The sequence below is a fragment of the Pseudoalteromonas aquimarina genome (genome assembly GCF_049257255.1).
Lineage (GTDB): Bacteria > Pseudomonadota > Gammaproteobacteria > Enterobacterales > Alteromonadaceae > Pseudoalteromonas.
In genome coordinates, this window is record NZ_JBMMUG010000003.1 from 225,732 (window position 1) to 240,468 (window position 14,737).

A 14,737-nucleotide genomic window follows, 5' to 3' on the forward strand; every position below is an offset into this window, starting at 1 on the left:
GCGCACTAACGCATGCTAAAAAGCTTTACGCTTAAGTACAATGTTTTTGCGTTAAATGAGCGTTTGCTTAAGCTCAAGCTCAGGAGTTATCTCGCAGAGTGCGCCATTGATAAGCGTGAGGTTAGGTGCTTGGTGGCCAATATCCATATCAAACATAATAGGTATGTGAATTTCAGCTTGTTTTAACGCTTGGTGAAAATCTAACTGTTTATCGACAATTGCTCCAGCATGACGGCCAATTAAAAGTGCATTGATACGTGATAAGTGCCCTCTAAACTTTAGCATCAACAATGCGCGAAGCCATGCCGTTGGTGATAATTCGGCGTTTTCAATGTATAAAATAACGCCATCTTGCTGGTAGCTTTCGCAAAAGCTTGCAAGGTCAAAATAAGGGCTATCTAAGGTAAAAATAATGGTATCTAAACAACCGCCAATTAACCGTCCAGAAACGCTTTTATTGGGCCAGTTTAAGGTTTGCCAGTTTGTCCGTTCAGTTAAATTATAGGGAGTTTCTGGGTTTTCAATGATATTGCTATGTTCTTTCTCAAAATAGTTAGATGGGGTCTGAGAAAAACATTCCCCTTTACCCAAAGTAATTGCGCGGAAAAACGCCTGTGTTACATCATCTTGCTGATTGGGAACAAGCTGCATTAAGTTAGCTGTGTGCATGCTCGCCCAACCTAGGCGAGTGGAAAGGGCAATTTGCAAGGTACTGACATCTGAAAAACCAATAATCCATTTTGGTTTAGCCGCTGCTAACTTGTCATAATCAAGTAAATCGAGTAATTCCATTGCAAATTCACCGCCCCATGGCGGCAGAATGGCATCAATACTGTCATCAAGAAGGTACTGCATTAGTTGTGAGGCACGTATTTCTTTAGGTGCGCTGACATGCTGGTGGTTATGGTTTAAATTAGGGTCTAGCACAAGCTTAAAGCCTAATGCCTCAAAATGGGTTAGTGCCAAGGTTAATCTTGGCTGAAATGCTTCAGCCACGCCAGACGAAAATGCACAAACAGCAATTTTACTGCCTGCAATCAGTGCATTGGGATACTGCATTACCTATCTCTTACATAATGGTTTTGCACCACTGTATCGATATACATCTGACTTTCCAATAGTTTAAAGCCTAAAGGTTCGGGTAAATCACCAAATAATGGATAACCACCACCTAAAAGAACAGGAATTCGTGTCAGGATCATTTCATCAACCAGGTCTTCTTTTAAAAAGCTTTGAATGGTTTTGCCACCGTCGATGTATAAGTTGTGATAGCCAAGTTCAGTTAAATTTTTAACGATGTTTTGCAGCTCACCATTAACTAAAAAAACTTTGCCTTCAAAGCCTTTGGGTACTTGCGTTAATGTGTTGGTAAGAACAAATACTGGTTTGCTATAAGGCCAATCAACATCAAAAGAAAGTACCATTTCAAAGGTGTTTCTGCCCATTAGTAAGGCATCAATGCCTTCGAAAAAAGCATCAAAACCAAGGTCATCTCCAGTTGGGTTTGGTAATTGATGTAACCAATCAATTTTATTATCTTTATCAGCGATATAGCCATCTAAGCTTGTTGCAATAAATACTTTATTTGCCATCTCAGTGTCTTCTTCTGTTGAACCAAAACTTATTGGAATTGTTATTTTATTTGGCTCAAAAAAAGCATAGCCAAAGTGAACAAAAGGGTCTGTTTATCTTTGTTGATATTTTCAGCAATAGGATATTTATTCCGATAGCAAAGTGGCATAAACGTGATTTAGCATGCTAAATGAGTGAAGTGCCAATGCCGGTAGCGGAATCAATAGCCATTGCCCTTTAGGGATGAGGTTATAATCGACTTTTTATGCGTCAAAAATATCGCATTTAGATTAGTTAACCTCACTATATACCATCTTAAACAAGGCGATTTTAGCTCTCAGCTGAATTATTAAACAAAGAACAACAGACCCTAACTTAACGCAAAAATATTAATGGTGCTAATAACTGTTAGTTGTTTAAAGTTGTTAGCTAACTAATTAATTAGGAATAAAAAGCATCACAATGCAGCCTTTTTTTAATAAGTAAGCGCACTAGTCTTAGCTAAAATTTTAAACGAGCGAATTGTTCATCAACTTCTATACTTAATGTTGTTAATAAAGGGAGATAAGATGTTTCGCTCATTGCTTCTTATAGGCTGCTTATTTAGTTTTTTGTTAAAAGCAGAAAGCTATACCGTGCTCAGTTATCACAGCGCCAACCCCCCTTATAGTTTTGTTGAAAACAAAAAAGTGAAGGGGATTTTCCCTGATATCTTTAACCGTATCTCAGAATTAACAGGCCATCAGTTTAATTTTGTAAATTTTTCTGTTGCCCGAGGCCTTAATTTATTTGATCAAGGCAAGATAGATATTGAACCTGGGGTCAATCCTCTTTGGCGTCGTCATACAAAAACGCCTGGTATTTATAGTGACTTTTATGCTTCTTCTCGCGAAGTTGTGATCAGTAAAACACGCAATCAAGAGAAAGCTCCGGGGGATCTTTACGGTAAAGTGTTAGGCGTTGTTCGGGGCTATCGCTATGGATCATTTGAACAACACTTTGCTGAAAATAAAATTTTAAAAGTCGATGCGCGCTCTGAACTCGAGTTATTAACGCAAATAAATCATGGCCGAATTGATTATGCCATCATGGGTGAAGCAACCGCGCTTTATTACCAAAAAGTAAACCATAAAATCCACTTAGCACCGGTGATGACTGTCAGTGAATTACCCGTCGCCATGCGTTTACAACCCAACTTATCCTCGCTTCAGCAAGAGCTTAGCCGTGTTTTACATGAAATGTCAGAAAACGGTGAAATAGAGAAAATTTACGCAAAATATGGGACGAAACCCTAGCTTTTCGAGTATGCTTAAGCCCCCTGTTCTTGCTTATGTATTTTATGAAGTACGTTATTTTAACGCCCTTTCCTTTTGCTTTTACAACAAAGGAGTTTGGCGGTTTAAACTGGCTTTTACACATTTTAATTTCTAATAGTGTTAAGTCGTTAAACTCATTTCTTCGATTCAGTATTAGCCGTCTATTTACCTGCTTAGGCTTTTTACACCATGATTTAAAAGGCCTTAAACATGACTAATAGACAGTTCTTTTTGTTACTTGTGCTTGCTGCTATTTGGGGTGCGTCATTTTTACTTATTCGTATTGCGGTTGACAGTTTTGCACCAGTATTTTTAATTGAAGCACGCGTGTTATTTGCTGCATTAAGCCTCTCGTTGATGGCAATTTTTATGCGCCGAAAAGTAGTAATGAAAGGATTATGGCGGCACTACTTTTTTGTCGGGCTTTTTAATTCAGCAATACCTTGGATGCTATTTGCCTATGCAGCGCAAACACTCACGGTTGCAATGCTCGCAATTTTAAATGCCACAGCGCCAATTTGGGGCAGCTTAATAGGGCGAATATGGCATGGTGAAAAAATTTCTAAACAGGGGTGGTGTGGCTTAGGTCTTGGCATTTTAGGTGTCATTCTTATGGTGGGATTAGCCCCTGAAATGATAAATAGCCAAAGCTTAAATGCGATATTTGCCGCAACATTTGCTGCTATGTGTTATGGCATTGCTACAAATTATACCAAGCACGTAAAACACCAAGTCTCAGGTTTTGATACCTCTCATGGTAGTTTGTGGGCAACAGTTATTTTACTTATTCCATTGCTACCGTTTTTCCCAATGAATCAAATGCCTTCAACCGATGAATGGCTAGCAGTGGTTATATTAGGTATTGTTTGTACTGGTGTGGCACTTATTTTTTACTTTGATTTAGTGGCAGAAATTGGCTCAGCGTCGGCACTGTCAGTGACTTTTTTAATTCCTGGGTTTGCTGCAATTTGGGGTTACATTGTGTTAGGTGAGGCATTAACCTTTAATGTGGTTGTCGGCATCATCACTGTTCTACTCGGTACTATGTTAGTAACCGGCTTTTCACCTATGCGTTTTTTTAAAAAACGTAAAGGGGATTTACACGCGCCAAGCAAACTGTGACATATTGTCGCAGTTTGCGCTTTTGGCTTTGTCTTTAGTAATCAGATTACAGAAAATTTGCGTTAGTTTGTATACGGAAATTTTTTATGAAAAGCACCTTAAACGCAATTACCTTATGTATTCTCTCGGTTCCATCTACGTTTGTATTGGCAAATGGTGAAATGGAAGTAATTACGGTTTCGACTCAGATACAACAATTCGAAATCTCGACTGAGCAGGCAACTGCCAGTGTCTCTTTACCTGATGTGTCCGATTGGTTGCTTTCGGTACCGGGGGCAAATGCCAATAAAAATGGCCAAATTTCCGGTATAGCTCAATATCGTGGATATTATGGCGACCAAGTTGCGGTTGCAATTGATGGTGTTAAGCAAATAGGCGCAGGCCCAAATGCGATGGATGCGCCGCTAAGTTATGCATCACCTTTACTAATTGAGTCAGTTGATGTCTACCGAGGTATTGCCCCGGTAAGCAGTGCGCTAGACTCAATTGGCGGTGTGGTAAAAGTGCATCAAAAACGAGCAGCAGATATTGCAAGTCACGAGCGTAATTTGGCTGTAACGGGTACCTATCTTAATAACTTTGATGGTTACAATTTATCTGCTGTTGCAGGTGCCGGTTTTGATTCATTTGCAGTGAACAGTTATGTTGCCTTACAAAATGCTGATGATTATCAGGACGGTGTTAGCAGAGAAGTACATTCATCACAAGTAGAACGATTGCAGTATGGTATTGATGCAGCGTATCGCAATCATGCTTCAAGCATCGGACTAATTTGGCAACGAACCGATACCAAACCAACAGGTACTGTTGCGCTGCCAATGGACATTGATTATGTGGAAAGTGATCGCGTTAAGCTTGATTATCAAACTAACATTAATGACATATCCGTTGATTCCTACGTTGCTTACCATCAAGCAGAACATGGGATGGATAATTTTTCACAAAGGCTTAATAACAATGGTCAAAAACACCGATATAACACAACGGATGTTGAGAACCTAAGTTACTTTGCGGCTGCAAAATTTGACCAGTGGCAATTCGGTTTAGAGGGGTATGTTAGCGAACACGGCTCGCTTATCACTAACCCAAACAACGCAATGTTTTTTGTTGAGAACTTCAATCACGTTGAAGATAACCGCCATTCTTTATTTGCCGAGTGGCAAGCAAAAGCCAATAAACTGAGGCATTTAGTCGGTGCACGTATTAAATATAATCAAGCTGATGCTGGGATTGTTTCAAGCTCTATGGCAATGATGAACCCACACATTAAGGCGTTGCAAGAGCAGTTTAATAATGCAGATCGCAGTGTCTCTGATACCACAGTTGATATTAGCTACTCAGGTAAGTTGCAACATACCGACTATTTCGCTAGTGAACTTAGTTTTGGTTTTAAGCAGCGCGCGGCTTCGTATCAGCAACGTTATTTATGGTTGCCAATGCAGGCAACAGGCGGTTTGGCAGATGGGAAAACCTATATTGGTAATATCAATTTAAACCCTGAAACCGCCTATCAAGTGAATCTGGCATGGCAATATCAAAAAAATGGCCTTAGCATTTCGCCGCAAATTTTTTATCATCAAATTGACGACTATATTCAAGGCACACCTTCACAAAATATGGCGGCCAATATGGTTGGCAACATGATGGCAGGGGAGGCACCGCTACAGTTTAATAATATTGATGCCTATTTATATGGTGGTGACATTAATATGGCTTGGCGTTTAAACAATGCATGGCAATTTACCAGTGTGGTGAGCTATGTAAAAGGAAAACGCGACGATATAAATGACGATTTATACCGTATTGCACCATTAAATGCGCGAATTACAGCATATTATCGAGAGGGCAATTGGCAGTCTCAGTTAACCATCAGTGCGTATGCTAAACAAACACATGTCAGCGAGCTGAATAATGAGAAAGAATCAGCAGGTTACGGTACTCTTGATTGGCAATTAGATTACGATGTGAATACGCAGCTACGCTTAAACTTTGGTATCTCTAATTTATTAGATAAAGCGTATAGCCCGCATTTAAATGGTGTTAATCGTGCCATGGGAAGTAGCATTAAAGTGGGTGAAGCTGTGCCTGAAGTAGGCCGCAATGTTTTTGTCGGTTTTAACTACAGCCTATAATTAAAAAAGGAGCTTAAATGCTCCTTTTTTGTTTTACCATTAAACAATCGATATTAAGCGGCTAAAGCCTTAATTGCTTATACTTTAAAAATACTTATATCGTTATTCAGTTTACCTGATAGCTCAGAGAGCGTGCGCCCTGTTTGCGCCATATCCGATGCGCTTATAGTCACGCTGCGAATACTGTCACTGAATTCATTAATGTTTTGCGAAATCTCAGCCGCAACGGTAGTTTGTTCTTCGGTAGAAGTAGAAACCACAATATTCATGTCGGCAATTTCAGTGATAGCATCAGCAATTGATTTAATTGAACTTGCTGAGGCTGCTGCAATTTCTACACTGTGGTTTGCTTTGTTTGATGCATCTTCCATGCTTGAAACTGCGCGCTGGGAGGCATCTTGCAATGCGACAATCATTGAGCTGATTTGCTCTGTTGCTTTTTGCGTATTATGAGCCAGTTGGCGAACTTCATCGGCTACCACGGCAAACCCTCTGCCTGACTCACCTGCCCGTGCTGCTTCAATCGCTGCATTTAGTGCCAGTAAGTTAGTTTGCTCTGCTACACTTTGAATAATTTGTACTACAGAGTTAATTTCATTACTTTTTTCGCTCAGTAAATCAATGTCTTCTTTGGTATGACGAATAACGTCGTTTAATTGGTTAATGGAATCGATATTCTCTTGAACTTTTGCCAAACCATGTCTTGCAGTGTCGTCTGATTCGTTGGCTTTATGCGATGTAGTCACGGCATTTGATGCAACTTCACCTATAGCTGCACTCATCTCGGTAATTGCCGTTGCTATCATTGCGGTTTGATGCTCTTGTTGCTCGGTTGTAGCGGCTACTTGACTGCTGTTTCGCGACATTTGTTCTGATTCAGAGCTCAGCGTTTTTACGGCGTTTAGCAGTTCTTCAATCAACGATTGAAAGTGGCTTATCATGGTGTTCACACTGACCGCGGTACTTGAAAACTCATCGTTTCCCGTTTCATCAACACGCAGAGTTAAGTCAGTGTTGTCAGCAATATTTGCCATTGTTGCACCAATATTTCTAAGCGGAGTGATAATCGATTTATAAATAGCCAGCGCCATCACGGTTGTTGCAATTAATAACACGATACACGCAATAATTAGGCTTGTTTGTTTCGATTGGTAATTGGCTGTAGCGCTGTCAGTGAATTCTTGAGAAGTATTAAGCTGCAGATCAATTAAGTCATTTAAACTGGTACTAAAAGGGTCAAATACATCGTACATTTCTTTAACAAACATGTCAGAAGAGCTTGCAAGTGGCTGATTAGTAGCAAGTTGGTTTTTATACCAATTCACTTTTTGTTTAACTTTATCAAATAGTTTTTCGCTAGTTTGAATAAGGCGTGACTCTTCAGGGGTGAGTTCTGTTTGTAAGTAAGCTTGCCAGTTTTCTTTTGCGACTTTTTCAGCACCCTCAATGGCATTCACTAACTGGCTTTTTGTTATCAACTTGGCATTAAATTTATGTAGATTATCAACAATACTTACCGCGTAGTTATCAGATACCACTTTGATTTGTTTAAGCGGTACAACACGGTCGTTATTAATACTTTGAATACCAGACACAAGTGATTTGGTAAGCACAAGCGTAACAAACACAAGGCCAATAAAAGCCACAATTGGCACAGTAATTAAAATGGTGAGTCTGGTTTTTACACTAACAGTATTGAGCATATGGGTTACCCTTACTAAGTGGTAACGCTTAGTTCACTTAAGCAGTTACGTCAGGTTATTGATTAATACCCTTCGACATGAATGCTTTGTTTATCTTGCCCTCCCTGTTCCATGCTGCAAACAAAACAACGTCATAAACCATAGCTAAGTATGGCTTATTGTTGTGAAAAGTACATTGTTGCGTTTATATTAAATTTAATATTTATAAATTAAACGAAACAATTTCTAAAATTCAAAGGGTTATTGATTTTGATCAAAAATTTAAAAAGGCTAATAATTATTTTTTAATTTTTAAGAACAATAAGTTTTAAATAACTAATTGATGCAACTATTGCAATATAAGTAATTGATATGTGATGGGTTAGTAGCTAGTTACCGAAATAAGCTGTTCTTCACAAGCGGCAAGTATCTAATTGAGTTTATAGCTTAGAACTAAAGTTATACGAGATTATTACGTGCTTTTCGCTTAGTCTAAGATTATGCGCTCTTATAATAACGATAATAATGCTTACAATTTGGTCTGTTAGTGCAATTGCATTTGTCTATTTGGCAGTGTTATTTGCGATTGCCTATTTTAGTGAAAAATACAAAGTTCAGTCATTTAAATCGCTGGTGTATGGTTTAACGTTAGCGGTTTATTGTACCTCTTGGTCATTTTATGGCACCACAGCGCAGGCTGCGAATAATGGCTGGTGGCTTGCGCCGACCTATGTCGGTAGTTTGCTGTTGTTTATTTTTGGTTGGCAAGTGTATTTAAAGATCAGTGAAATTTGCCAAACTCATAAAATTACGTCTATTTCCGATTTTATTGCTACACGCTACGGGCAATCTAGCTCACTGGCCAGTATTATTACCACTATCTCTGTATTTGCTATTATTCCTTATATTTCGCTGCAATTAAGCGCCATTAGCCAAAGTACACAGCTAATTGCAGGAAATAGCACAGAGGCTACTCAGTCTATTTTTCAAGACGGTACGTTTTATATCACGTTAGTCTTGGCAGTATTTGCTATTTTGTTTGGTGCAAATAAGCTGCGCCCCAATGCTCATAATTTAGGGTTAATGAACTCCATTGCATTTGAATCACTACTCAAACTATTTGCCTTTTTAGCGATTGGTTTGTATGTCTGCTTTGGTTTATTTGAAAGCCCTAGTGAACTAATGCAAGCAGCAAAAAGTGCTGAGTTGCAAAGCCAAGTTGCCGAGCGCGGCAGCGCAAATTATGTCTATATCAGCCATATGATTTTGGGTTTATTGGCGATGTTGTGTTTACCGCGCCAGTTTCATGTCAGCTTTGTTGAACGAGATGATAAAACCGATATTAAAAAGGCGCGTTGGATCTTCCCGCTTTATTTACTGCTTCTCAATATATGTACGCTACCGATTGGTTATGCAGGGCTGTTATTACTTGATCAACAAAGCGTTGCATTTGATACTTTTGTGCTGGCGCTGCCGCTGGCATTTGATAACCAAGGCTTAGCGTTGACAGCCTATTTAGGTGGTTTTTCAGCGGCCATTAGCATGGTGATTTTATCTGCAATTGTGCTTTCTGTGATGATCACTAACGATATAATTAACCCATTACTCTTAACCAAAAGCAAAGCTAAAAACACGCAGTCGGGCTTATCGCCAGAGGGTATTTTACTCGCGCGCAAAGCGGTGATATTGGGCGTGCTAATTGCCAGTTATTTTTGCCATAAGCTGCTAAGTGGCACCAATAGTTTGGCAAATGTCGGGTTAATGTCGTTCACCTTAGTGGCGCAGTTTGCTCCCGCTTTGTTACTGGGTTTGGTATGGCGAAGTGCCTCACGCAAAGCGGCAAAATACGCCATTTTAACGGGCTTTTCAGTATGGGCTTACAGCTTATTATTACCATCGATTGCTACCAGTTTAAATTGGCAATCACCCTGGCTGCAATTTGGCCCATTTGGTTTAGGCTTTTTGGCACCTGCGGATTTATTGGGGCTTGGTCTTGATAGTATTTCACAAACCTTATTGCTATCTCTTACCTTTAACACTTTAGTGTTTGTGTATATTTCACTCAAACGCGGCGCAGAAGTAGCCGAGCAACTGCAAGCTGAAAAGTTTGTATTTTCGGTAGAGCAACACCACGCAAATAACACCAAGCACCAGCTAAGTGTTGATGAATTAAGCCGGTTATTGCTGCGTTTTGTGGATGAAACAACCGGGCAGCAAATTATTCAGCATTATTTTCCAGAACGCGGCGCTGCATGGTTAAAGCCCTCAGATGCTAAATTAGAAGCCGTTGTAGCAAGGGAAATGGCCGCGGTTATTGGTGGAGCATCAGCTAACTTGATACTAACTGCTGCCAAAAACAAACAACATGGCCAATTGAGCGAAGTGGCAACTATTGTTGATGAAGCAAGCCAAGTACTTAAATTTAATCGCGATTTATTACAATCAACAATAGAAAACGTTAACCAAGGCATTAGCGTGGTAGATGGTGATTTAAATCTAGTGGCGTGGAATAGTGTGTATCAAACCATGTTTAACTACCCAGAAAACGCACTTTATATAGGCCGCCCCATTGCCGATATTATTCGCTTTAATGCCGAGCGTGGATTATTCAAAGCAGACGACATTGAAAGCGAAATCGCTAAACGTTTAGCCTTTTTAAAAACCGGAAGTGCTTATAAATATCAGCGTGATCATCAAAATGGTCGGGTATTTGAAATGCAAGGCAACCCACTGCCAAGCGGTGGCTTTGTAACTACCTTTAGTGATGTAACTGAGTTTGTTAATACCCAAGATGCACTGAAAGAAGCCAATACTAATCTTGAGCAAAAGGTTAACGAGCGCACCCATGCATTAACGCAGGCCAATTCAGAGTTAGCCCAAGCGACCGAAAGTAAAACCCGATTTTTTGCTGCGGCAAGTCATGATTTATTGCAGCCCTTTAATGCCGCGAGCTTATTTTGCTCAGTAATGGAGGAAAAGTCGCAAGGGACAGAGCTTTCAGAACTTGCGAGTAATATTAAAAACTCGCTCACCTCAGCGGAAGAATTACTAAGCAGTATTTTAGAGCTAACAAAACTTGAATCTGGCAGCTTAAAAATCGAAAAAAGTGAATTCTCGATTGCCAAACTTCTCACCCCACTTAGTGCCGAGTTTTCGGCACTTGCCAGCGAAAAGGGGCTTAGTTTTATTGCGCAATTTGATGATGTGATTGTCAGTTCTGACCGCACTTTACTGCGCCGTGTTGTGCAAAACTTATTAAGCAATGCGGTGCGTTATACCCAATCGGGCGAGGTAACACTTTGTGCCAAGAAAGCAGGCGAGCACTTAGAGTTATCGGTAAAAGACACCGGGCCTGGTATAGCTAGTGAAGATCAAACGCTTATTTTCCAAGAATTTAAACAACTCGATGGGCAAGATAAAGCACAGGGGCTAGGCCTTGGTCTAGCCATTACAAAACGTATTTCAGATGCACTTAATTTGGACTTGAGATTGCAGTCTAATATCGGGCAAGGTGCACAGTTTTCAATTCGCTTGCCAATTGCGGCGGCAGGTAGTCAAAGCCAAGAACTTGCGCTTAATCCAATAAATTCAGAGCAGGCAGCTAGCTTCGTTGGCTTAACGGTATGGCTGATAGATAACGATGAAACAGTTTTACAAGCCTTAGCAAAGCGTTTGCAAACATGGGGCTGTGATGTACAAACGGCAACTAATGAAGCGCAGTTAATGGCACTTAAAGAGACGAAATTACTGCCTATGCTGATAATTGCAGATTATCACCTAGATGATGGTGCAACCGGTGTGGAATTACTCGACAAATGCGGCTTAAGCCATGTGCCTTGTATAATAAATACCGCCGAGCATGATGAATCAGTACGCGAGCTGATAAGTGATGCGGGTTACCCACTGCTTTATAAACCAGTTAAAGCGCCAGCGTTAAAACGCTTAATTAAAAAGCTATGTGCTTAAAAGGCTGATATTACCTATGTTCAATTGACTCAAAACCTTAGAGATTCTATTTGCTCAAACGACTTGGCTGGCGTAGTCTTAATGAAAGTGTTGATAATTTAGTCAAAATCAAAGTTGATACAATTTAAATCACTCTGTTAGCTTTCACTACTCAATTGGCTGTACTTATGACGAAACCTGTAACCCAGTTTATTGCACGACAAGCCATTCTCGATGCAAATAAGCAAATATTTGCTTATGAGTTGCTGTATCGAGATTCAGACAATAATGCCTTTCCTGTTGGTGTTACCGATGAACAAGCTACAGGACGCGTGTTTTTTAACTCACTTATTTTAGTTGGTAAAGATAAATTGGTTGCCAATCATTGTGCATTTATAAACTTATCTGACACAACGTTACTGCAAGAAATTCCGCGACTAATCACACCCGATAATCTTGTGCTTGAAATTGTTGAACGCTCGCAGAATATAGAAGAATTGCTAGAAATTGTGAAATCGCTCAGAAAACAGCACTATAAATTTGCCCTAGATGACTATGACAAAGACCCAAGATGGGAGCCTTTGTTGCCGCATATGTCATACGTTAAATTAGAGCTAGAACAACCAATTATAAAAACCACCACCTTAGTTAAAAAACTCAAGCGTTTATACCCAAAACTTAAAATTGTTGTTGAAAGAATCGAAACCTACGACGAGTTTGAATACTTAAAAGGCGCGGGTGTTGATTTGTTTCAAGGCTTCTTTTTTGCCAAACCCGAAATGTTAACTCATGGCAATGTAGAGCCATCAAAGTTGGTGGTGTTTGATTTATTAAAATCGACAACGGAGCCGAATCTCAATTTCAAAGAAATCGAAAGTAAGATTGCTAAAGACTTAAGTCTCACTGCACGCGTGCTAAAACTCGTTAATGCCCGCTCTGGCCTTGATAAACAAGAAATGAAGTCGATTTCTCAGGCTGTGGTGTATTTGGGAGAAGACACACTAAGGCAGTTTATTCGGGTGCTAGCACTCAGTGATTTGGGTGTTGATAAGCCGTCAGAATTGACCAAATTTGGCTTAATGCGAGCAAGCTTTATGTCGTTATTTTTAGCGCCAGGCGGTATTGAGATGGCCGAAGAAGGCTACCTGATTGGTTTAATGTCTATTTTAGGCGCTGTATTAGATATGGATCTTAATACCGTTATTAGCGAATTCTCATTAGACAGCAATTCAAGCGGAGCGCTATTAAATTATGAAGGGTTATTAGGTGGTGCATTAAAAATCGCAATGGCGATTGAAGAAAATAATTGGCAAACAGCAGAATCCATTTTAGCTGAAGTACGACCCGCAACACCCATCTCAAGTATTTTTGAATTAGCAGAACAAAGCCGCACCTATGCAGATGATGTGTATGCGGTTGTATCAGGGTAAGAAGGACTAGAGTTCGCGCCTTAAAACGTTAAAGAATCGGTTTTAAACTGCTTAGGATGAATTATTGACTCAAAGTATCGATAGTTTCTTTACGACGGCAAAGTGCCATTAGCTGACGTTCAGCACCCCATCCTTAACTGCGCAATTTTTATCCCCTAATATGCTTATAACTTGCTTTAAATAGAGTACCTATCCAAATAATCCCAGAACATATCGTAATCAATTACTTTTATGCCTCTTGCTTGATAAGCGTTTAATGCCTCTGTGTCACTTGGTGTATCTTCACCAATAATAATTAAAGTTGTTGTATTATCTATACTATCAGTGAATTGCGTTCCATCTTCTTCAAGTTGTGCTTTGACTTCTTCCATCTCGTCTTCATCTAATTGATAAAACCCGATGACTTGCTCACTAAAGTCAATCACCTCCTCGTCAGCGATGGGGGAACAAATAATGTGGTTAGTACCAGTGGATGATAAAAATACCTCTGCACGTTCAACCTCTGCGCCATTTTGCTGTAAATATTCGATAATGGCGTCAAATACCATCACATCTACTTCAGAGCCAACCTCTGCACTGAGTGTTGCAAAGTTATTATGCACTGTTAACGCTAGGGCTTGCGGTGTTAAGTGCGTGTTTTGCAATACACTGTGAAGCTGTGTGGTACTTAGTAATTGTTCTATGCTGTTTGCAACGGTTTTGTTATCCATATTAATGATAGTTGCATCAAACACGGTACTCGACATATTTAATTTCCTTATTCTTTTTCAGCTTCTAACTCTTTTAAAAAATTCGTGCTCCAGCGCTTTACTTCTGGGTCAACTTTATCACTCAGTAATAGATCAATCACTTGTTGATAATAGGGCAGCGCAAGTTCTGGGTTTCGGTGGCGATTTGGCAACCAAGCATACACTCGGCAAAGGGGTCTGATATTCGCTTCAGCACCAACAGAGTCAATACTTGCCTTGTAGTAGGGCAACGCTGTCAATAAGTGTTTAAACACCAATTGATAGGGTATTAAATCTGGATCGCGACACGGGCGCCAGTCCCACAGAGCTTGGGATAAATCTGAAACCACTTGACCCGCTTTATCAAAAGGATCGGCATCCCAAATTTTAGTATGTTCGAGGTAATCCTCACCGTGCACCGCCACAATAAAATTATATAAGCGTTCACGGGTAACAAAGCCATTTTCAATAAACTCGTTATAAAACAAAATTTGACGATACGCTGTATAAATTCCATTGGCATAACGTTCTTGCCGCATAAGCTGAACCACTTCTTGCATAGCACTAACATCATCGCTTACATGCAAAAGAACCAAATAAGCAAAATGATGATATTTTTCATCTAATACCCCTGTATCATAAAACTGCTTATGGGCTGTAATGAAAATAGTCGGGTCTCCTTCCCCATCTTTAATTAATTCATACAGCCAAGCTTCAAACAGCGGCCACTTTTCATCTCGTGTTTGTTTTTGTTGTTTAGTTAAATTACGCCACGGGGTGGTATCAAATATCATCATTAGGTAGTCCGTT

Annotated in this window: 10 protein-coding genes; 5 read left to right on the forward strand and 5 right to left on the reverse strand. The window is 39.9% G+C overall.

Features of this window, described 5'->3' with window-relative positions; all coding sequences use genetic code 11:
* Positions 1-51: 51 nt before the first annotated feature.
* Positions 52-1,059 (reverse strand): S66 family peptidase, encoded by a 1,008-nt coding sequence (locus tag AAEU29_RS09005; protein WP_421973006.1) that lies wholly within the window; start codon positions 1,057-1,059, stop codon positions 52-54.
* A complete protein-coding gene (locus tag AAEU29_RS09010) occupies positions 1,059-1,592 on the reverse strand; it encodes a dihydrofolate reductase family protein (protein ID WP_421973007.1) in 534 nt (177 codons plus the stop codon). Before AAEU29_RS09010 ends, AAEU29_RS09005 begins: the two co-directional genes overlap by 1 nt.
* 549 nt (positions 1,593-2,141) lie before the next feature.
* Here AAEU29_RS09010 and AAEU29_RS09015 point away from each other — a divergent pair.
* The 3 genes from AAEU29_RS09015 to AAEU29_RS09025 all read left to right on the forward strand — a co-directional run bounded on the left by AAEU29_RS09015 (position 2,142) and on the right by AAEU29_RS09025 (position 6,142).
* Positions 2,142-2,867: a substrate-binding periplasmic protein gene (locus AAEU29_RS09015; protein WP_421973008.1), complete on the forward strand. Its 726-nt coding sequence runs from the start codon at positions 2,142-2,144 to the stop codon at positions 2,865-2,867.
* A 231-nt stretch (positions 2,868-3,098) separates the two neighbouring features.
* The gene (locus AAEU29_RS09020; RefSeq protein WP_421973009.1) at positions 3,099-4,010 is read left to right on the forward strand and encodes a DMT family transporter; all 912 of its coding nucleotides are present in this window, start codon (positions 3,099-3,101) and stop codon (positions 4,008-4,010) included.
* An 86-nt stretch (positions 4,011-4,096) separates the two neighbouring features.
* On the forward strand, positions 4,097-6,142 hold the full coding sequence (locus tag AAEU29_RS09025) for a TonB-dependent receptor domain-containing protein (RefSeq protein ID WP_421973010.1): 2,046 nt from the start codon (positions 4,097-4,099) through the stop codon (positions 6,140-6,142).
* Between the two features lie 77 nt (positions 6,143-6,219).
* Here AAEU29_RS09025 and AAEU29_RS09030 read toward each other — a convergent pair whose 3' ends face one another.
* Positions 6,220-7,845, reverse strand: a complete 1,626-nt coding sequence (locus AAEU29_RS09030; RefSeq protein ID WP_421973011.1) for a methyl-accepting chemotaxis protein — start codon at positions 7,843-7,845, stop codon at positions 6,220-6,222.
* Positions 7,846-8,349: 504 nt separating this feature from the next.
* Here AAEU29_RS09030 and AAEU29_RS09035 point away from each other — a divergent pair.
* Both AAEU29_RS09035 and AAEU29_RS09040 read left to right on the forward strand, forming a co-directional pair.
* Complete coding sequence (locus tag AAEU29_RS09035) at positions 8,350-11,790, forward strand: PAS domain-containing hybrid sensor histidine kinase/response regulator (RefSeq protein WP_421973012.1); 3,441 nt, start codon at positions 8,350-8,352, stop codon at positions 11,788-11,790.
* 167 nt (positions 11,791-11,957) lie between these two features.
* The gene (locus tag AAEU29_RS09040) at positions 11,958-13,199 is read left to right on the forward strand and encodes an EAL and HDOD domain-containing protein (protein ID WP_421973013.1); all 1,242 of its coding nucleotides are present in this window, start codon (positions 11,958-11,960) and stop codon (positions 13,197-13,199) included.
* Between the two features lie 176 nt (positions 13,200-13,375).
* On the opposite strand, the gene AAEU29_RS09045 is transcribed toward AAEU29_RS09040, so the two are convergent.
* Both AAEU29_RS09045 and AAEU29_RS09050 read right to left on the reverse strand, forming a co-directional pair.
* Positions 13,376-13,945: a BRCT domain-containing protein gene (locus AAEU29_RS09045; RefSeq protein WP_421973014.1), complete on the reverse strand. Its 570-nt coding sequence runs from the start codon at positions 13,943-13,945 to the stop codon at positions 13,376-13,378.
* An 11-nt stretch (positions 13,946-13,956) separates the two neighbouring features.
* Positions 13,957-14,724 carry a hypothetical protein gene (locus AAEU29_RS09050; protein WP_421973015.1) on the reverse strand — a complete coding sequence of 256 codons (768 nt, stop codon included), beginning with the start codon at positions 14,722-14,724 and terminating at the stop codon, positions 13,957-13,959.
* Positions 14,725-14,737 lie beyond the last annotated feature (13 nt).

Coding starts and splice junctions, on each gene's coding strand:
- AAEU29_RS09005 (WP_421973006.1), bottom strand. CDS start 1,059: ATGCAGTATCCCAATGCACTGATTGCAGGCAGTAAAATTGCTGTTTGT.
- AAEU29_RS09010 (WP_421973007.1), bottom strand. CDS start 1,592: ATGGCAAATAAAGTATTTATTGCAACAAGCTTAGATGGCTATATCGCT.
- AAEU29_RS09015 (WP_421973008.1), top strand. CDS start 2,142: ATGTTTCGCTCATTGCTTCTTATAGGCTGCTTATTTAGTTTTTTGTTA.
- AAEU29_RS09020 (WP_421973009.1), top strand. CDS start 3,099: ATGACTAATAGACAGTTCTTTTTGTTACTTGTGCTTGCTGCTATTTGG.
- AAEU29_RS09025 (WP_421973010.1), top strand. CDS start 4,097: ATGAAAAGCACCTTAAACGCAATTACCTTATGTATTCTCTCGGTTCCA.
- AAEU29_RS09030 (WP_421973011.1), bottom strand. CDS start 7,845: ATGCTCAATACTGTTAGTGTAAAAACCAGACTCACCATTTTAATTACT.
- AAEU29_RS09035 (WP_421973012.1), top strand. CDS start 8,350: ATGCTTACAATTTGGTCTGTTAGTGCAATTGCATTTGTCTATTTGGCA.
- AAEU29_RS09040 (WP_421973013.1), top strand. CDS start 11,958: ATGACGAAACCTGTAACCCAGTTTATTGCACGACAAGCCATTCTCGAT.
- AAEU29_RS09045 (WP_421973014.1), bottom strand. CDS start 13,945: ATGTCGAGTACCGTGTTTGATGCAACTATCATTAATATGGATAACAAA.
- AAEU29_RS09050 (WP_421973015.1), bottom strand. CDS start 14,724: ATGATGATATTTGATACCACCCCGTGGCGTAATTTAACTAAACAACAA.